11 protein-coding genes are annotated in these 20,742 nt (G+C 42.1%); 9 read left to right on the forward strand and 2 right to left on the reverse strand.

Features of this window, described 5'->3' with window-relative positions; genetic code table 11:
• The first annotated feature begins 1 nt into the window (after position 1).
• From BUA17_RS06315 to BUA17_RS06355, 9 genes are all read left to right on the forward strand, one after another.
• On the forward strand, positions 2-964 hold the full coding sequence (locus BUA17_RS06315) for an ABC transporter substrate-binding protein (RefSeq protein ID WP_244552081.1): 963 nt from the start codon (positions 2-4) through the stop codon (positions 962-964).
• Positions 965-1,153: 189 nt separating this feature from the next.
• Positions 1,154-1,558, forward strand: coding sequence for an RDD family protein (locus tag BUA17_RS06320; RefSeq protein ID WP_231952750.1), 405 nt, complete (start codon positions 1,154-1,156; stop codon positions 1,556-1,558).
• A 319-nt stretch (positions 1,559-1,877) separates the two neighbouring features.
• Positions 1,878-3,503: a type 2 periplasmic-binding domain-containing protein gene (locus tag BUA17_RS06325; protein WP_072732960.1), complete on the forward strand. Its 1,626-nt coding sequence runs from the start codon at positions 1,878-1,880 to the stop codon at positions 3,501-3,503.
• Between the two features lie 56 nt (positions 3,504-3,559).
• A complete protein-coding gene (locus tag BUA17_RS06330) occupies positions 3,560-4,483 on the forward strand; it encodes an ABC transporter permease (protein WP_072732961.1) in 924 nt (307 codons plus the stop codon).
• A 10-nt stretch (positions 4,484-4,493) separates the two neighbouring features.
• Positions 4,494-5,375 (forward strand): carbohydrate ABC transporter permease, encoded by an 882-nt coding sequence (locus BUA17_RS06335; protein ID WP_063563855.1) that lies wholly within the window; start codon positions 4,494-4,496, stop codon positions 5,373-5,375.
• A gap of 39 nt (positions 5,376-5,414) precedes the next feature.
• Complete coding sequence (locus BUA17_RS06340; protein WP_072732962.1) at positions 5,415-6,536, forward strand: glycoside hydrolase family 88 protein; 1,122 nt, start codon at positions 5,415-5,417, stop codon at positions 6,534-6,536.
• Positions 6,537-6,823: 287 nt separating this feature from the next.
• Complete coding sequence (locus BUA17_RS06345; protein ID WP_244552082.1) at positions 6,824-9,124, forward strand: helix-turn-helix domain-containing protein; 2,301 nt, start codon at positions 6,824-6,826, stop codon at positions 9,122-9,124.
• Positions 9,125-9,147: 23 nt separating this feature from the next.
• Entirely contained in the window at positions 9,148-10,797 is a 1,650-nt protein-coding gene (locus tag BUA17_RS06350) for an extracellular solute-binding protein (RefSeq protein ID WP_072732963.1), read from the forward strand.
• A 195-nt stretch (positions 10,798-10,992) separates the two neighbouring features.
• Positions 10,993-13,659 carry a discoidin domain-containing protein gene (locus BUA17_RS06355; protein WP_072732964.1) on the forward strand — a complete coding sequence of 889 codons (2,667 nt, stop codon included), beginning with the start codon at positions 10,993-10,995 and terminating at the stop codon, positions 13,657-13,659.
• A gap of 898 nt (positions 13,660-14,557) precedes the next feature.
• On the opposite strand, the gene BUA17_RS06360 is transcribed toward BUA17_RS06355, so the two are convergent.
• On the reverse strand, positions 14,558-15,499 hold the full coding sequence (locus tag BUA17_RS06360; protein WP_063563818.1) for a tetratricopeptide repeat protein: 942 nt from the start codon (positions 15,497-15,499) through the stop codon (positions 14,558-14,560).
• An 82-nt stretch (positions 15,500-15,581) separates the two neighbouring features.
• The gene (locus tag BUA17_RS06365) at positions 15,582-20,174 is read right to left on the reverse strand and encodes a DNRLRE domain-containing protein (RefSeq protein WP_063563817.1); all 4,593 of its coding nucleotides are present in this window, start codon (positions 20,172-20,174) and stop codon (positions 15,582-15,584) included.
• Between the last annotated feature and the right edge of the window lie 568 nt (positions 20,175-20,742).

The following is a 20,742-nucleotide window of genomic DNA, read 5'->3' on the forward strand; positions in this document are numbered from 1 at the left end:
AATGTTAAAACGAATTCATATATGGATTGCATTATGCTCCATGCTGATGCTTGCGGCTTGCGGAACTGAACAGACAAGCAGTCAGGAGGTTAGTTCGTCAGAGGGAACGACGCAAGCGACAACGAAAGTCATCACCAATCCAAATGGAGAAGAAGTCACAATCCCCCTTAATCCGGAGCGGATTGTGGATCTGTCCGGCTCAACAGAGGAATTATTGATCGTTGGCAAAACGTCTGTCGCAACAACCAGCGCCGATTATGGGCAGCAGGATCAGATCACTCCACCCCTTAAAGACAAGTTGGATGCAAGTACCTTGGTTCTGGGGTGGTTGGGCAGCAAATTCAGTATAGAAGCGGTGACTGCATCTAACCCGGATCTGATCATTCTGGGAAAGGATTTTAATACAGATCAGTATGAAACCTTATCCTTGATTGCACCGACAATTGTTTTGCCATACTCGTATTATGATTGGAGAGAACGTCTGACGTTCCTAGCAGATACGTTCGGAGAAGAAACCAAAAAGGATGAGTTCCTGGCTAAATATGATGCAAAGTCGGCTGAGTGGAAGCAAAAACTCGAATCGGCTGTGAACGGTGAATCTTTTGCGGTCATCGAAACCTATCCTAACAATCTGGTGATCTATTCGAATAAAGGTGCGGCAGAGATGTTGTACGGCGAGTGGGGCCTAAAACGTACAGAAGGTATTCCTGAGCCCGAAGGCTGGGGAGGCAAACAGATTAGTATAGAGGCGCTAATCTCCGTCAATCCGGACCAGCTGGTGCTGATGGAGAATAGCGAGAACAAGATGGAAGACAGCAAGGTGTGGAATAACATGAATGCCGTCAAGGATGGGAAGATTTATAAAATCTCCAGCGTAGATAACTACAATTATTCTTATACGGCTATGGGACGGATGGAACTCATGGATCGTTTGGGTAACCTGATTTTGGAAGGACAGAAGTAACGCTGAATAGAAATATAACAAAAGATTTAAAAGTTAAAAGGTTCGCCATGAAAAGGCTTCTCAACAAAAGTTGAGGAGCCTTTCTCGATTCCTTGAATAGGATGATTAAGAACTTAATGGAATATTTTTCTGTTATACTACATGGATATGTGTCTACATACATTCAACTAAATCCATATGAAAGGAGGCATTCATTTGAGAGAAGCAGGTTTTTGGGTTAGATTAGGAGCAAACTTGTTAGATGGAATTATCGTTTCAATCCCTTTAGCCATTATTGTAGGTGTACTGACTGGAAATTTTGATAATGACGAGCCTTTAGCTAAACTACTGAGTGGATTATATTCCATTTTATTACCTGTATTATGGAGTGGCCGAACGATAGGAAAACGTATTTGCGGAATTCGAATTCGAAAATACGATACACATGAGCCCCCTGGAATTGGAACCATGCTCATGCGAGTTGTTGTTGCAGGACTGGTATATGGAATCACATTTGGCATTGGTTTCATTGCGAGTGTCATCATGGTTGCTGTACGAGAAGACAAACGTGCAATACATGATTTTATCGCAGGTACCGAAGTTGTTTGGGACTAAAAATGCGAAGGTAATCCCCGGCACAAATATTGTTTATGTTCCAATCCACTCATATTCATCCACGTTACAGACGATGAACCTTGTTCATGGTCTGTTTTTTTGTGCTGCCATAAGTACAGTCACAAACCCGCGCCAACACTGCAAATTCAAGGCATTGCAGATAATTATATAGAGAATTCGTCTATCGTTTTGGCTAAATGATCATTTGGTTCTGACGAAATCAACATGTCATTTCATCTTTTGCGAATATCGCTACAATGCGCTCTCCCTTACTCTGAGGTAGAGCACAGACATTTCCAAAAGGTGGAGGATAAGGTCCATGAGAAGAAAAGTGTTATCTACGAGTTTGATGATCCTGTTATTAGGTACAACGATCCTGGGGTGTTCGTCCGGAGACAGTAAAACGGGCGAAGCTGAAAAAGGGACACCAAGCGGATCAACGGAAGCAACAACCTATCCGATTCAAACGGATAAGACGCTTACGTACTGGGGTGAAATTAACGGAAACTTGATCGGGGTCAAAAATTCGCACAGCGAAATTCCATTCTTTCAAAAATGGCAGGAAAAAACCGGTGTGCCACTCAAATTCACGGCACCACCGACAGGTCAGGTCAGAGAATCTTTTAACGTGATGCTGGCATCCGGGGATTTGCCAGACATGCTGGAGTACAATTTCATCGGAGATTTCCCCGGTGGACCGGAGAAAGCCATCAATGATGGTTACATCCTCAAACTGAACGATCTGATTGACCAGTATGCTCCGAATCTGAAGAAATACCTGCAGGACAATCCGGACATCGACAAGATGGTCAAAACGGACAGTGGCAGCTACTATGTATTCCCGTTCATTCGGGGAGATGAGTACCTGCGTGTCTTCCAGGGTCCAATCATTCGTAAGGATTGGCTGGATGATCTGGGACTGCCAGTTCCGGAAACGATTGATGAGTGGACAACAACCCTGAGAGCTTTCAAAGAGAAGAAAGGCGCAGCCGCTCCGTTCTCTGTTGTAAGTAAGCCACGATTCTTTAACGATTCCGGTAATGGTGCTTTCCTGGGCGCCTTCGGTGTAAACCGTGGATTCTATCAGGAAGACGGACAGATAAAATTTGGTCCTGCGGAAGAAGGTTTCAAAGAATACCTGACGTTATTCCAGGAATGGTACAAAGAAGGTTTGATTGATAAAAACATCTCGACTGCGGATACCAAATCCGTTGACGGTAACCTCGCTTCGGGTGCTACTGGCGCTAGTGTTGGTAACGCAGGCGGAGGTATCGGCAAATGGCAGCCGCTCGTAGAAGCAAATGATCCGGATGCCGTTCTGGTCGCTGCACCATATCCGGTACTTAACAAAGGGGATATTCCTAAATTCGGCCAGCTTAATCAAGGTTATGCCTCGGAAGGTACGGTTGCCATCACGACGGCAGCCAAGGACCCGGAACTTGCCGTTCGCATGCTGGATTATGGTTACAGTGAGGAAGGGCACATGTTCTTCAACTTCGGTGAAGAGGGTGTCAGCTATAACATGGAAGGCGATTATCCGAAATTCACGGACTTGCTGCTGAAGAATCCGGATAAACTCGCTCCTGCACAAGCGATTTCACTATATGCCCGCAGCAGCTATAACGGTCCGTTTGTTCAAGACAAACGTTATGCCGAGCAGTTCTTTGCATTACAGACTCAGCGCGATGCCATTGATGTATGGAAGAATACACAGGCCGCCAAATATAATCTGCCTTCAATCACACCTACACCTGAAGAAAGCTCCGAATATGCGACCATCATGAATGATATCAACACGCTCGTCGATGAGATGACCATCAAAATCATTCTGGGTAACGAACCAGTGGATCAATTCGAGAGCTATGTCGCGAAAATGAAATCGTTACATCTGGATCGAGCTATTGAAATCCAAACAGCAGCACTCGAACGCTACAACAACCGGTAATTGTAAAAGGGGAGGGCACTAGCCCTCCCGATTGAAAAGAGGTGAAAAGGTACATCATGAGCAATCGTCAATCCTTTAGAAGCCGGTTCGTGCGGGACTTCATGATGAACAAGTATTTATATATCATGATGATTCCCGTTATTGGATATTATTTAATATTTCATTACGGTCCGATGTACGGTGCAATTATTGCCTTTAAAGATTATTCTCCGATGAAGGGCATTTTGGGGAGTGATTGGGTTGGGCTGAAACACTTTGAAGAGTTTTTCAACAGTTATTATTTCTTGCGTGTTCTGAAGAACACCCTTCTTATCAGTTTGTACACGCTGGTCTTTGAATTCCCCGCACCGATTATTCTGGCGCTGCTCATCAATGAAGTACGCAAGCGCACGTTCAAGCGGGTCGTTCAGACGATAACGTATATGCCTTATTTCATCTCTCTCGTCGTCATATGCGGTATTATTACGGACTTCACGAACGCGGATGGTTTAATCAATCGCCTTATCATGATGCTTGGATATGACGGTCAGGCGATGCTGCAAAAGCCGGAGCTGTTCCGTCCGATCTATGTCCTGTCTGAAATATGGCAGCGGATCGGTTGGGAATCCATTATCTATATCGCTGCGTTGATGAGCATCGACCTGGAGCAGTATGAAGCGGCGAAGATAGACGGAGCGAGCCGTCTCAAGCAAATGTTTCACATTACGCTACCCGGATTGCTGCCTATTATTACGATCATGTTCATTCTCCGGATGGGTAATATGCTGAATGTCGGGTTCGAGAAAATCATTCTCCTTTATAATCCGGTGACCTATGAAACAGCTGACGTAATCTCCTCCTTCGTATATCGAAAGGGATTGTTGGAGTTCGGATGGAGTTACAGCTCGGCAGTCGGTCTATTTAACTCGGTGATCAATCTCGTTCTTCTGATTTCGGCGAACTATATCAGCCGCAGAGTGAGTCAAAACAGCTTATGGTGAGGTGGTAACTTTGATTAAGGAAAGCGGTTGGTTTGACCGAATCTTTACGATCTTCAATTATACGTTTCTAATCCTGCTCGTCATCGTAACATTGTATCCGCTGCTCTACGTGTTATTTGCGTCCTTAAGTGATTCGGCGCAGCTGTTAGCAAACAAAGGTCTCTTGTGGAAGCCGGTCGGCTTTAGTCTGGAAGCTTACAAGAGCGTGCTTGCCAATCCAGGTATAGCCACAGGTTTCCGCAATACATTGTTTATTCTTGTGTTCGGCGTTATCGTCAACCTGTTCATGACTGCGCTTGGTGCGTACGTGCTATCCCGTAAAAACGTGATGTGGAACAAGGTGTTCATGTTCTTTATCGTGTTCACGATGTTCTTTGGCGGCGGGTTGATTCCACTTTACCTGGTTGTAAAAGGCGTTGGCCTGTTAGATACATTGTGGTCGACCATTCTGCCTTTTGCCATCAGCACATTTAACCTGATCATCATGCGAACGTCATTTATGGGCATACCGGACAGCCTGGAAGAGTCGGCCAAGATTGATGGAGCGAATCACTTCACCATTTTGTTCCGGATCATTATTCCGTTGTCCATGCCAGTCATTGCCGTGATGATTCTGTATTACGCAGTCGATAAGTGGAACGGATGGTTCTATGCGTCTGTATTTATCAAAAGTCGAGAACTGTTCCCATTGCAATTGGTGCTGCGTGAGATTCTGATCGCCAATTCCACGGAGAGCATGTCGGCCGGTGCATCGGCTGGAGATCGCTTCCAGATCGGGGAAACCATCAAGTATGCGACGATTATGGTAGCGACGATACCAATCCTTTGCATCTATCCGTTTTTGCAGCGCTTTTTCGTGAAAGGTGTCATGGTTGGTTCATTGAAAGGTTAATCCAGAGAATTTAATAACGGTAAGGAGGTATGAGGTTACATGAGCGTATTAAATGAAGTGAACAAAGACGTGTGGGATCAGATTAAAAGTAAAGCCGATCAGATGCTTGCAGCCATAGGTGAAAAGTCTCCGCATGTCGCTGGAGCAAATGGCATCTATGACGACATGAGAATCGATTGGTGGACCTCGGGATTCTGGCCGGGTATGTTATGGATTGTGTACGATATGACGGGTGATGAGAAATATAAAGAGGCTGCATGGAACTGGGATGAACGGCTATCGGAACAGTTTCTCGAAAATAACTACTTTGATCACGACGTGGGCTTTCATTTCCTGCCTACGGCCGTCATCAAATACAAACTCACCGGAGATGCTGATGCCGCAAGGCGTGCCTTATTTGCCGCCAACTTCCTGGCTGGCCGCTTTAATACCAAAGGTAGCTTCATCCGGGCTTGGAATGGTGACATGCTGGGCTGGTCGATCATCGATACCATGATGAACCTGTCGTTGCTCTTCTGGGCGTCTGAGGAGAGTGGAGATCCGCGTTTCAGCCATATCGCCAAAGCTCATGCGGATATGGTCATGAAGCAATTTGTGCGGGAAGATGGTTCTGTGCATCATATCATTCGATTTGATCCCGAAACAGGTAAACGGGCAGAAGCGATAGGGGGACAGGGAGCGGCGCCGGATTCGGCATGGAGTCGTGGAGCTGCTTGGGCTTTATATGGATTAACGAATACGTATCGATATACAGAGGACCCGTCATATCTGGATGCTGCAGAGCGTGTGGCAAACTTCTTCATTTCCAGCCTGCCTGAGGATAGCGTTCCGCATTGGGATTTCCGTGCTGAGTCCGAAGAAGGGGAGGAGGTTCCACGAGACAGCTCCGCTGGTGCCATTGCTGCTTCCGGATTGCTTGAGCTTGCAGATGTACTTCCTGATCCGGAGGGCCGACTCTATGCTACCGTTGCCAAACGTATCCTGAGTTCCCTGCGGGATCATTATGGAACCTGGGATCTTCCTGAGCACGAAGGTATGCTTCTCGAGGGAACCGGTCATAAACCAGCAGGTCAGAACGTAAACGTCTCACTCATTTACGGTGACTATTTCTACGTCGAGGCGAGTGCCAAATTAAACGGTTGGAAGCACCGCATTTTCTAAAAAATTTCTAAAAATATTAAAAAAACATTCTCAACTTGATACCGAATTGATACCGAATGCCCGATAGACGAAATTAGTCTATTCGGGCTATTTGTGCTTGATTTGACGGGGGAAATCGGTGGTGGCTACCCTTTTTGTCAATCGAATTGAACTTTTTATCTATATCCCAATCGCGCTCTTACCGTTATAATAAATTCCTGATCCAAACATAGATAATCTACGAAGAGTTGGGTGATGAGTTGTTGCTAAACATTCGATATTTGTGGCAAAAACGAGAAAGCATAATTGTGACCTGGCTTGTCTCTTACAGTGCTGTTTTGATTGTGCCGATTCTGATCAGTTTGGTTATTTACATGCAAGCAAATGAGACATTGAAGAGTGAAATACATCGGGCCAACGATTCTTTATTGAAGCAGATGCGATATACGATCGATACACAAGTTGATCTGATGAAGCGGTTAAACATGGAGATGACGTGGAGCCCGAATCTGCAAACGCTGATGTATTCCAATCAGCCTGCCAAAGAGGCGCCGTACACGGCTTACCAACTGGTAAAGGAACTCCGTCTCTATAAAACATCCTACGCATCCATCGATGAATTCTACGTCGTGTGGAAAAAAGATCAATCCATTCTCCGTTCAGGTAATATTCGGGATATGCGAACGGCATTTCATACCATACATAACACAGGTGCAATGTCTTTCGAGGCGTGGCGGGATCAGATTCTGGGTACAGAGACGAATCAATTCGTTATACTGCCACATCAGAATGCAGCTCCGGCGGAGTCTTCCATTGCGTACATTACACGTCTGCCTGATGATTTGAATGGTCAGGAGACCGGTACGGTTGTCGTCATGGCGGATACGCGAAGATTCCAGGAAGCAATTGAGAGCATTTCGGGTTTTAGTGATGCCACGCTGCTGATTCTGAACCAGAATAACGAGATTCTGATGAGCAATCATCCGGGGTCAGAGGAATTGAAGCCATTCATGAATGGCAATCAGGTTCAATTGGATAACGCCAAGGTAGGCAAGTCGGAGATGTTCTACATGGACTCTGCGGTATCCGATCTCAAGTACGCATTGATTATTCCCAGCAGCCTATATTGGGAAAAGGCAGTGTATGTCCGCAATTTTACGTATATCAGCATCGTAGTGAGTCTCATTAGCGCGGGTGTACTGACCTGGTTCTTCATGCGCCGGAATTACTCCCCAATCCAACAGCTCGTGGAATCACTAAAAGACAAAAATAGTCAGAACGAACCTGCTGATCGGAACGAACTTCGGTTTATACAGAAGGTCATCATGAACACACGTTCAGAAAAGAATGAGATTGCCCAGCAGTTGCAGAAACATCAGCAGGTGCTGCGCTCCAATATGATTAATCGGCTTCTCAAAGGCAAACAGGATACGCTTGTGCCTTATGAAGATGCATTCCGTTCATTCCATATGCCGCTGTATTCAAGTGAATTTGCTGTTATCCTATTTGTTATCGAGAATGAAGAGAATCTCTATGGAAAGCTGCCAGGTATTGATATCAACGAACGAAACAAGCTAATCCATCTCATTATTTCCAATGTGGTTGAAGAACTGGCTTCAGAGCGTCAGCACGTCGGATATGTGGCTGAAGTTGATGATATGATGGTCTGCCTTGTAAATATGAAAGCGGATTCTTCGGATTGGAACCAGGATCTTCATCACATTGCGGCAGAAGCGCAGCGATTCCTGGAACGTTATGATATGGAATTGACGATCTCCATCAGTGGACGCCATACGTCGTGGATTGGTATCGCCGAAGCATACCAGGAAGCTGTAGACGCGATGGAATACAAAATGGTGCTTGGCAAAAAAGGTATCATTACCTATGGCGATGTCCGCAGCGATGCGATGGCGGATGACCCGTTTGGCTACTACTATCCGCTTCAGGTGGAACAGCAGCTTCTTAATTTCATCAAAGCGGGAGATACCGACCAAGCCAGCGCTTATATGAACGAGATTACAGAGCGAAATTTTGATAAACCGATTATGTCGCTCACACTTGCACGTTGCCTGATTTTTAACCTGGTAGGTACAATGATCAAGGCTATCAATGATCTGGGGGACAGGGATAACCATACGCTAACCCAATACCCGCATCGGATTGAGGACATTATTGCTGGGGATACCATTCAGGAGATGCAGGAGGCATTGCAGAACTTGCTTGAGGAGGTATGTTCCTATGCCGCTGACAAACGCGCAACGAATGTATCACAAGAACGTGAGGATTCCCTGCGTCATCTCAGTACCCAAGTCACGCAGTATATTGAGAATAACTATACAGACGTGAATTTGAACGTCAACGCCATTGGTGAGCATTTTGAGCTGAAGGGCAGTTACTTGTCCAAACTCTTCAAGAATCAGACAGGTGAGGGTCTGCTGGACTGCATTCATAAGTGCCGTATCCGACAGGCTAAAGAAATGATTGAGCATAAACAGGAATCCATTACAGAAATATCCCGAATGGTCGGGTATAACGATGCAGCAACTTTCATCCGAGTGTTCAAGAAATACGAGGGTATTACGCCCGGTAAATATAAAGAAATCAGTTGATTGATTTGAAAGGAGACCGGAACATGAACGTAAAGAGAACGTTGGCATTCATAACAAAGTTGACAGGATTCATCCTACTGCTTGGCATGCTGACTGCTTGCGATCAGAACGGGACAGATTCGGATGCCAAGCTGGATGAACGTTCCGGCTCATCAGAGTACCAGACCGTCTCAATTGCTTCACCCAATGACGCTGGAAAATTAACCTACTGGGCAGAATTGAATGGCAATGCAGCGAGCATAAAATCCAGCTTCAATGAAGTTCCTTTTTTTCAGGAGTGGCAGCGGAGAACCGGAGTCAACCTTCAATTCATCCGGCCTCCCGCCAATCAGGCCAAAGAAGCGATTAATGTGCTGCTTACGTCCGGAGAACTGCCAGATATGATTGAATACGAGTGGAGCAATTATCCCGGTGGGCCGGAGAAAGCGATCAAAGACGGATATATTCTGAGATTAAACGATGTTATTGATCAATACGCACCTCATCTGAAGCAGTACCTGACGGAGCATCCAGACATTGATATGCAGATTCGCACAGCGAACGGAAGTTATTACGCGTTTCCTTTTATTCAGGGAGATGATAAGCTGCGAACCTATCAAGGGCCGATTATCCGGAAGGACTGGCTGGATGAACTTGGACTTGATGTGCCAACAACGATTGACGAATGGCATACGATGCTTCAGGCATTTAAGGACAAAAAGGGAGCTGACGCCCCGCTTACTTTTCTAGGTGTTCCGAATCCGTTATTTGGTATCGAAGGTGGAGGTTTTATTGGCGCTTTTGGCATTAAAAAGGGGTTCTACGTGGAAGATGGCCAAATTAAGTTTGGGGCACAAGAACCTGAATATAAGGCGTTCCTATCCTTATTTCGTGAATGGTATGCGGAGGGACTCATTGACAAGAATCTAGCTGCCGTCGATTCGGAGACTCAGGATACAAACATGACCACAGGACGCAGCGGCGCGAGTATCTGGAATGCAGGGGCGGGGATTGGTACATGGCTACCCATCTTGCAGGAGACGGATCCCCATGCAAAGCTTGTGCCAGCGCCATATCCTGTCATGAACCAAGGAGATCGCCCGAAATTTGGTCAACTTGCTCCCGCGATCGGTTCCAGTGGAGTCGCCATATCCAGCAACAGTCATCATGTAGAAGAAGCAGCACGGATGTTGGACTACGGGTATGGGCCTGAGGGACATTTACTGTTCAACTTTGGTATTGAAGGTGTCAGTTTTGAGATGAAGGATGGGTATCCGACGTATACGGAAACTATTTTGAAAAACCCTGATAAGTGGTCGCCGGCGCAAGCGCTTGCGATGTACACCAGAGCGAGTTATTTCGGTCCATTTGTGCAGGATACGCGATATATGGAGCAATATTATATTTTGCCGGAACAGAAAGAGGCGGTGCAGTTATGGTCCAGTACGGATGCTGTTCTCCATCAGGTACCTACTCTGCCTAAAACCGAGAAAGAAAGCACGGAGATGTCAGTCATCATGCAGGAAGTGAACAAAGTGGTGGACGAGATGTCGCTTAAAATCATTTTTGGCATTGAGCCGTTGGATGCATTCGATACGTATGTCGAGCAAATCAAGTCATTACAGATTGATCGTGCGATTGAGATTCAACAGCAGGCGTTAGAGCGATATAATCGCGCTGTATCCTCTAAATAAACCCTTATATTGTATGAAATGGGCATTAAAGTGTCGTTTTTGTTGATGTAATTTCGTTCCCTCGTGCTCTACAATCGGTTATGACATGCTGAGTTGGCATGCACATGGCTCTTGCTTGAGCAGAATCGGAGGTGACTATAGGGTTTCTTGAAACCGCTCACATACTCTGAAATCCAAAAGGAGGAGAACGAAAGCATGCGTAGAAAGTGGCCTTTTTTATTGTTGGCATTTACGTTGACTGTTGGATTGTCTGTACCTGGAACCCAGGAGGTTCGAGCGTCAGAGGGTGACTCACTGCCATCTATTGATCGTGCTGGTGATAATCTATCTCTGGGTGCGGATGGCAGAAGCAGACTCTATCCAAACGATTGGTATCCTGGATTTAAAGATGAACAGGGAAGGTTTCTGCATGACTTTTCGTATGCCGGTTATCGGCGTGGGGAAACAGAACTACCTAAAACGCCTAAAAACAAACGTATCGACGTTACCAAATCACCTTATTTTGCCGATCCTTCAGGGAATCGAGATGCAACACAGGCTATTCAAAAGGCAATTGATGCTGCTGTTGCGTTAGGTGGGGGTGTCGTGTATCTTCCCAAGGGTACATATCAGGTTAACCCTCAGGACGGCAAGGATTATTCACTAAACATTCCTGCAAGTCGTGTGGTCCTGAAAGGTGACGGGATGAACAAGACTCATATCTATAATGCACAGCAAAATATGAAAAACAAGGACATTATCCGGATCGGTAACGGAGATTGGAAGAAAACCGGAATTTCTGCGAAACTTCGCAAGTCGGTTACTGATCCAACCGTCCTGCTACCCGTTGAGGACACAAGCGGGTTTGCGGTGAATGATTACGTGGTCATTTCATTCGAAACGACGCCGGGTTTCTTACGGGAACTTGGCATGCAAAACAAGTGGTCGTCACGTCTTGGTAAAGTAGAACCGTTATTCTATCGCCAAATCGTGGGCGTAGATCCGGAGAATAAAACGATCACGTTAGACATTCCGACACGTTATCCTATGAAGCTGCGCGATGATATCACAATTAGTCAGACCGCAGATCCGATTGTCGAAGTAGGTTTGGAGGATTTCTCAATTGCAAACATTCAAAATGCGAAGTCGGGGCTTGGTGAAGATGACTTCAAAGTCGTTGGGACTGCTGGTTATGAGGCCGATAATGCTAAAGCTGTCAATGTGATTGCAGTGGCCAACAGCTGGATTCGAAATATTAACACCTATAAACCAGCTGGCAATACAGATTACCACCTGTTATCCAAGGGTATTATTCTGGATCGTACGAAGAACGTCACTGTGGATCATGTAACCATGCAGTACCCGCAGTATCGTGGAGCGAATGGGAATGGTTATTTATATCAATTTATTGGCAATGATAATCTCATTAAGAATAGTAAGGCAATAGGAGCTAGACATAGCTTCACATATGCCAACTTCTCTGCGAACGGGAATGTGCTGCAAGGTTCGTATTCTGAGAAACCTTCATTATTAACTGATTTCCATATGTATTTAAGCATGGCGAACCTGATCGACAACCTGGTAGTTAACGGGGACGGGATCTCTGCCATTACACGGGATTATGGATCATCCGAAACGAATCGTCATGGGGTGGTAACCACTGAAAGTGTGTTCTGGAATACGACCGGTCAGGCGGCACACCCTAGTAAATCCGGTGTTATTGTAGAATCAGAACAATTCGGGAATGGATATGTCATTGGAACCAAAGGAAAGGACACCGGCGTGAACGTCAACATTGTCGGTTCTATTCCGGATGCGAATACGCAGCCATTTGATATGGCGGAAGGCATTGGGGAGGGCGATCGTTTATCCCCGCAAAGTTTATATCAGGATCAGAGCAAGAAGCGCATCAAAGATATTCATCTGGGGCTTCAATCCCTGTTGGTGAATGGCGAAGCTATTGGGGGGATGCAGTTCTTAAGAACGGATTACGTCCACACTTTGCCTTATGGTACAACTGAAACGCCGATCATCTCTGTAAAAGCTTATGCCAAGGATGCAAAGGTTAAAATTAAGCAACCGCAAGGGACTAATGGAACTGGAGAGATCACTGTATCCTATCGGGGCCACAATCAGAACGTACGGGTGAAGTTTAAGGTAGCTGATACACCCGTACTTCCAGAGAACATCTCCATAAGTCCCAATAAAACAGTACCCGGCTGGAGAGTTACAGGTAATGCGATCAGCGCAGGCGGAAGCGGAGAATTATCCTCGTTTCTAACATTAGATAATGGAGAAATCGTAAACATCGCAGAATTGAATGTTCCTGTAACGTACACATCAAGTGATGATACGATTGGATATACAGAAGGAACTACATTCCATGCGCTAAAAGCGGGAAAGGTCGACATCGTCGTGAGCTGCGTCTTTAATGGCGTAACGGTCGAGGCACGGGAGAAATTTGAAGTCAAAGAGCCTATGGCCGAACCGGAAGGGCCGTTCGCTGTCGTAACCAAGGTGACGGCAAGTGCAGATGATGGCAATCTGCCGATTCATACGATCGATCGTGATCCAGACTCCAGATGGTCTGCAGATGGAAAGGGCCAATACCTGCAATTGGAGCTTGAGCAACAGACTCAAGTAGGGCAGGTAAGCATTCAATTCTATAATGGACATACGCGATCCAATTATTTCGATTTGGAGATATCAACTGATGGTATTAATTACCAAAAAGTATTAAGTAATGTGGCCAGTCAAAAACAGGCGGCTTATGAAACATTTGAATTTGAACCGGTTCAGGCCAAATTCATTCGATTTGTCGGGCAAGGAAATGAATCTAATACCTGGAACAGCATAATTGAATTTTGGGTACACGAGAATTAAAAATGACGTAGGATAAAATCAAAGAAATTTAGAGAGTCAAATATAATATGCGCTCATTATAAAGCTGGAATGAGTGCATATTATATTTAAGATAACTGAGTTGTGTGATACGACAATTATAATATGCGGGATCACATATTTATCCATACGAATTTAAAAATATCTCGGGGGTTATAAAAAGAAAAAGCCACATTTATCCATGGGATGTAAGTGTAAGTTGAGTTGATTATGGAATCATCAGTTAACTGAAGATAAGATAATTGATTGGGTGCAATGTAATGATTTGATAATGATGAGGTTCGTTTGAATTATAACAACTGTTTCACAAAACTCGTATTTTGTACATATGTATAGACGTCAGTTCGTTGCGATCAATCCTAAGTAGTTTAATGTAATCTATTAAATGAGTGTTCTCCTTAGATGTACATCTAATCGGTAATCGGACTATGTTCTTGTCCATTCCGGCAATAGGTACAAGTTCTTGTCCTTGGCTCGGGACAAGAACTTGTACCTATAAAATAAAAAAGCCGCTAAAATAGCGACTTCAATGGGAACATGTTCTTGTCCTTCGACAGTTGTGTTGTGTTTTGGTGTCAGTATACCGTTATCCCATACTTAATTGAAGAGAAAGATGTTGAACAAGAATTGAGCTGCTTTTAGCCTAGCAGCCCCGATCTCAATCATAGAATGTGTTGAAGTTACATACCTAATCGGCATTGAAACAAAGTTGTTTCAATACCTTGCATACTTCGTGACCTTTAAATTTTGCGGTTTTTGACGTCGATTCACAGAATACGCATTGCCCTTTGTCTTTAATTAACGGAGCAAATTTGGATATTGGTAGGTAACTTTATGATGTCATTCGTACTCATTCAGTTTCTTTCATTGTTTCAATACTTTATGCCAATTTATTTTTTGCAATTATATTTTCAGGGTCAATTTTTAAGATGCGGATGTAACAAGCTCTTTCTTTTTCTATTAAATGGATCAAACTATAAATTTGAGCTAATAGTAACAAAATATCTATATCAATCGGGTCTAATGATGAGGCATGTTCTAATAGTTTAATTGAGGTCTCATAATTGCCTTGCCTCTCAAGCAACTTACCTTTGAAATAAAGCGCAACAGTATTATTTGGATCAAAACTTAATATTGAATCTAAATAATATGCTGTTAATTCAAATTGATTTTCTTCAAGATAAATTTTTGCGATTTGTAACCTTACATCGTAATCTTCAGGTTCTGATATTAGGATCTTTTTAAAATAGATAATAGCTTCCTCTTTTTTTCCCATATGCTTTAACACTAATGCTTTGTTATACATTGCATTAGTTGATGATGGATCTATCTGTAAAGCCCAATGAAATTCTTCGAGCGCTTCTTGATTATTGCCCAATTCATGAAAAATTAATCCTAGGTTAATATGGGCCTCTTCTTGATTAGTATTAAGTGCTAATGATTTTTGATAGTATTCTATTGCTTTCTTAAATTCCTCCTTTTTTTGATAACAAAGGGCAAGATAATACAGAGCATCTTCAGAATTTGAGTTTATCATTACTGCACGTTTACAAAAAATTAATGCATCTTCAATATTGCCTAATTGTAAATAGACATAACCTTTATTAAAGTATAATCTTTCCCATGTAGGGAATAGTCTAATTGCCCTGTCGTAAACTTCAATTGCGGCATTATATTCTTTTAACTCTGTAAGACATCTTCCCATGTAATTCAGTGTATCTTGGGTATCTATATTATCATTGAGAGCTTTTTTAAAGTAAACTAATGCTGCATCATAATTACCTTCTGCATAGTACTCTTCCCCTTGTTCAAAAAAAGTCATTTTTTTGCATCTCCTTTTTATAATATTGACCCCAACAAATAAGTTGTTGAGGTCAAAAATACTAAGATCAATTGATAATTAATTATCTATACATGTCCAAATCATTCCAACTTCTATTGTTATCATTTCTTTGATCTCTTTTATCTCGGTGTAATTCTTTTGTACTTTTTTCCCTTTGAGACCTTGAACCAAATTTATCATTTATTTGTTTCTTTTCTCTTTTTTTCGCCTCGCTCCCTCTCATTCTATCGTTCTTAGCCATTTTGTCTCTATTTGCGAAATACTGATATCCTTTTTTAATTCCATATCCTGCCGCTATACCAAGTCCTACTGCTGCAGTTACGCCCAAAGCGACTTCACCCACACCTGGTATCGCATACACACCAAGTGCCCATGCAAAATCTCCATTAGGATCAACACTGTTAATTGGATCATTGGCAGCATAAATGTACAAATTTGAATCGATTGGCTCAACATTATCTTGGCTAATAAAACGACCATCTTGTGGGTCGTAATATCGGTTGAATAGGTAAAACATATCCGTTTCTTCATCGAAGTAATAACCACTATAAGTGAATGGATTATATAAAGTTCCTGTCTTACTAGTTAAATTACCCCAAGGGTCATATGAATAGCTGGAAACGATATTACCATTAATATCGGTTAATCCTACTACATTTCCGTGTCCATCATAATTATAATAATACGTTTTTCCATTCTGTGTTTGACTTACCCGCTTACCCAAAACATCATACGAATATGATACATTTAATCCTGTTGTAATATTGTTTTCTACAATAAGATTTCCTGTACTATCTTCATACTGGTATTTGTAGTCATTAAGGATAGAACCAGTACTGCTTTTTACTATTTTCTCAGTCCGTTGCCCCTTAGCATTATAGCGGAACTCAACGGAGCTACCGTCTGGTTGTGTTTCTTTGGACAGCTTGTCATCCGTATTCCATTCAATATGAATACTACCTTGTTCAGTGAGTTGGCCTTTTTCGTTATACGAGTAGTTCAGAGTACCATTGGGTCCATTTACATTCGTTAATTGGTTCAAATTATTATACGTGTATTTGGTAACTCCAGTAGCATTTGTCATCGTTAAACGATTACTGGTGTTGTCATAAGAATAACTCGTTGTCCCTGTATTATCCGTATAATTTTTCAAACGACCAGTCTCATCAAATTCGTAACTAGATGAGGATGATAGGTTATTTGTTACGGTTTTGATTCGTCCATTCGAATCAAGATCATAAGAGTATCCCCATAATAATGTTGTCCCTTTTTTGTAATCAACATTCTTGAGTCTATTCGTATTATCATACGTTAGAGATTGGACTACACCATCGGCATCTGTCCGTTGGACTGAAGTGACATTGCCATTCGGATCATAACTAAGATCTTCTATAGTTTTTTGGTTAGAATCCTTGACTTGTTTAAGTTGATTTGCTTTATCATAAGAGAAAGACATTCCTTGCCCCCATCCATTCTGTGGGTTCCAGGCAATCAAATTTTGATTGTTGTCATATTGATAAGCAACTTGAGGTGAACTTTGTACTACCTGACTTTTAACATCATTTGTCGCTGTATGATCGTAGTTGGTTGTTTGGCTAGCACCTAGTACAGTGTCTTTTATCGATATAATATTTCCATTCGAATCATACGTAGGATCATAAACCATTTCGGGCGTGGAAGCACTGGCTGAAATTCTTTCATCTAGATTCTCGAGTTCATCAAGCCAATTATACTGATAATTTGAGACATGTCCATTTGGCTCCGTTACTTTTACCAATTGGTCTGCACCGTTATATTCCATCGTGGTGAATTGATTCGCTGCATCTTCACTAATAACTTGATTGATCCCTTGTGAATCATATTTGTAGACTGTTTTATTATCATCAGCATCCGTTGAAGACGTTCTATTTCCATACGAGTCATAGGTATAACTCGTGCTTTGCAATAATGGATTTGTAACTTTAAGAAAATCACCAAATATATTGAATTCATAGGTCGTCTTTTGATTTATGGCATCCGTATAACTCGTGCGGTTACTATAACTATCATATGTCGAGATTTCCTTATGTTGTTCTGGATCCATTGTACTTGTAATGTTACCATTGAGGTCATACGTGTTAATGGTATCATTACCTTTCGGATCAGTAATTACCAGCTTGTTATAATTATCATCCAAAGCAAAGCGGGTGACCCTTGATAACGAGTCGGTTATTTGGGTTACCACATAATTCGAATTCGAATTATATGTCGTTGTATTTCCATTCCGATCCGTAGCTGTTGACACAAAATTCGGTAAATCATATGAATATGTGGTTCCAGGTCGACTTGCTAAATCAGCATTTGCTCCCTCACCAAAAGGTTCTTGTACCTTCTGCAATAATTCATTATTGTACGTAAATGACGTTTTCCGTCCACTTGGATCTGTGACTGTCGTTAAGTGATGGCTCGAATCGTAGGAAAACTTGGTTATTCGATAATTGGTTGCATCTAAATAAGCATCAACATTTGCCAGATTGCCAGCGGTATCATACCCGTAGTTAATTTTACGACCAACGAAATCTGTGATATTAGAAATTTTCCCTGATACATTGTAATTCATCGTAGTGACCCGATTGCTAGGATCTGTTATAGAAGTAAGTTGGTTTGAGCTGTTATATCCATATGATATTTTATTTCCATGGAGATCTTGTTCATACAACAACTTTCCGGTATACACTTCTGTATAACTATCACCATTTGCATCAAAATGCAATTTTGTACCATCTTTATAAGTTAAGTCATAACCATTAACGGCTCCGTATGATTCGGTGGTTCGTGTGATTTTTAAATAAGTTCCCGGCGGAGATTGGTAACTATCGGAAGTTGAATTATAGGTGAATTCATGATAGGTACCGTCAGAATCTTTATAGACCAATTTACTCCGGTCATAACGCTCCATAATAGCTTCGCTGCCCGAATAAGACCAACCATATCCGAGTGGGGAATCTTCTAATGCTTTCGAATTATAGGTTCTTGTAAAGTCAACTCCCATACCACCACGGCCTTTTAGGCTTAGGTCATTATATTGGATAACATTGTTACCTGTAGTCATATTCGTATAGCTTCGACCACCGACCAAGTCATGGCTATCGTATGTCCAATACTTTTCAAGCCCAAGACGACTCCCGTTAAAATACGTAACAGACAGCATTGGGCGATTCGTTGCATTCAATGTAGAATCGCTCGAAATAAACTTTTTATACGAGTTTGTAGATTCAGATAAACTTTTCAACAAAATTCCGTAGTTTGCACTTCTCCATTTATCAATTTGATTTGTGACATCCCATTTATAATTAACCCCAAGATCAGTTAGATAACTAACTTGATTTGAATCTAATAAAGTGCTTTTGTAGTCGCCCCCCTTATTAGTCCAAGCTGTTGTTCCATTTGTGGTGTTCCAATTTGTGCTTTCCTCTAACCAGGACTTGCTTAGTTCGTATGCACCAATTTCAACATTAGTGTCATTAGCCACGCTGGAAAGCCATAAATTCACATCGGCGCTTAAGATATTTGCACCCACTGGAATCGATGAAACATTAAACTTTAATAAAGATCGAATGACATTGTTTTGCGTGGAGTCTTTGTATAATCCAACGCCTAATGAGGTTTCGGTTCCACCGGTTTGTGTTGGGAAATAACTGCGGATGTTGGTGTCATTCCCGTCGGCTGCATTTGGCTGAAACCGGATAATTGTAGGATCAATCGTTACGGGATAGACCCTCTTAGGATTTTCAAGCCAGGCTCGGTCAGGAATGATGTCAACAAAATATGTAGAGCCTCGTTTAACCAATTTCATATTCACGTCATAGGAACGTGCTTCCTCAGGAATATCATCAGATTGTTCTATCTTCTTGTACCCTTCTGGAATATAGGAATCATACATAAACGGTTGTTCAATATAAAAGACTTTTAAGTGGCTTTTCTTATCAACAAAATAGATTTTCCCAGTACTATCTTGTTCCATACCCAAACCTTTTATTTTGAATTTATATGTGAACTTTACTGGCGAGGAAGCGGAAGGTGCCTTATCCAGAACAATATCTTCCTTTAATTTGCGGTCCTCAACTGTGTAATTTATATTGGTGTTGTCATACAAGTTATTGAAACTTAACTTATTATTCTTGTAAGAAGCAGCACCTTCATGGGAATTTTTAACAAATCCAGAGTCTAGATTGTCAGATTGTGATGCGGGGTCCATCACAATGGATAAACCATCCATACCAATGGTAACTAGATTTTTGTCTAAATTGCGCTTTTGAAACTTTACTTCAAAATCGTTTGATTTATTTTTTATGACGTTATTGTTAGTATCCACAATCAAATTATTATCAAATCTACTCCATTTATTGTTGTTACTTTTATAATGAATGGGCTCTTGATATATTTGTGTTGTCAATGTTCCGTTTGAATTCAGAAATGTCTCCGAATCCTGGGTCCGACGATCCTCCAGTTCAACTCTAGATGTGGTGATTTTTTTTGATAGAGTAGCTGGAACAGAACTTGCTGCATTTGCCTTTAGCGCTTCCGTTGGAATTGTTTGAACGGCAATTGTGATTGCCAGAAAAAGCGATAATCCTCGGTAATACTTTTTTTTCTTTCCTTCAAATAAACTCATGTGATATTCCCCTCGCGTTTTTTCTAAGATGCATGACTAAATTTATTCTCTAATTTTTCCTCCTTAACACAAAAATACACAGCTAAATAAATATATACTAATTTACGTAAAAACTAGTTGTAAATTATTACTGGGTTCCCAGTAATATGAGGGATCAATTAGAAGAAAAATTGAGCACTATGAATAAGAATCGAGGACTAAAAATTCAATAGAGATGGACTTATCAAAAAAAATGATCCTCAAGAGTAAAGCAACAAGGGGGATTTAGGGGAGTAAACTAATAACACAAAAAAAGGATCTAGTTGGCTCCTTTATTGTGACTTAGATATTTCAAGTTGATATTTTGTGAAGAATTGCGACGTTGTCTGATGGATACGCCATCTAGAAAACACTAACATTTCTTTTGCGTAATTTCTTAAATACGAGTACTCCTTATTGGACTTAATAAAACTTAATATCTTTTCGGCAAATACTGTTGGATTCATCTCTTTTGTATTTATTTCGAGGTCATATTCATCAAAATTTCTTCTTGTGTGAATGGCCCGCTCCAGATCCGTGAGTGATATCG

The sequence above is a fragment of the Paenibacillus sp. ov031 genome, from assembly GCF_900143165.1.
GTDB lineage: Bacteria > Bacillota > Bacilli > Paenibacillales > Paenibacillaceae > Paenibacillus > Paenibacillus marchantiae.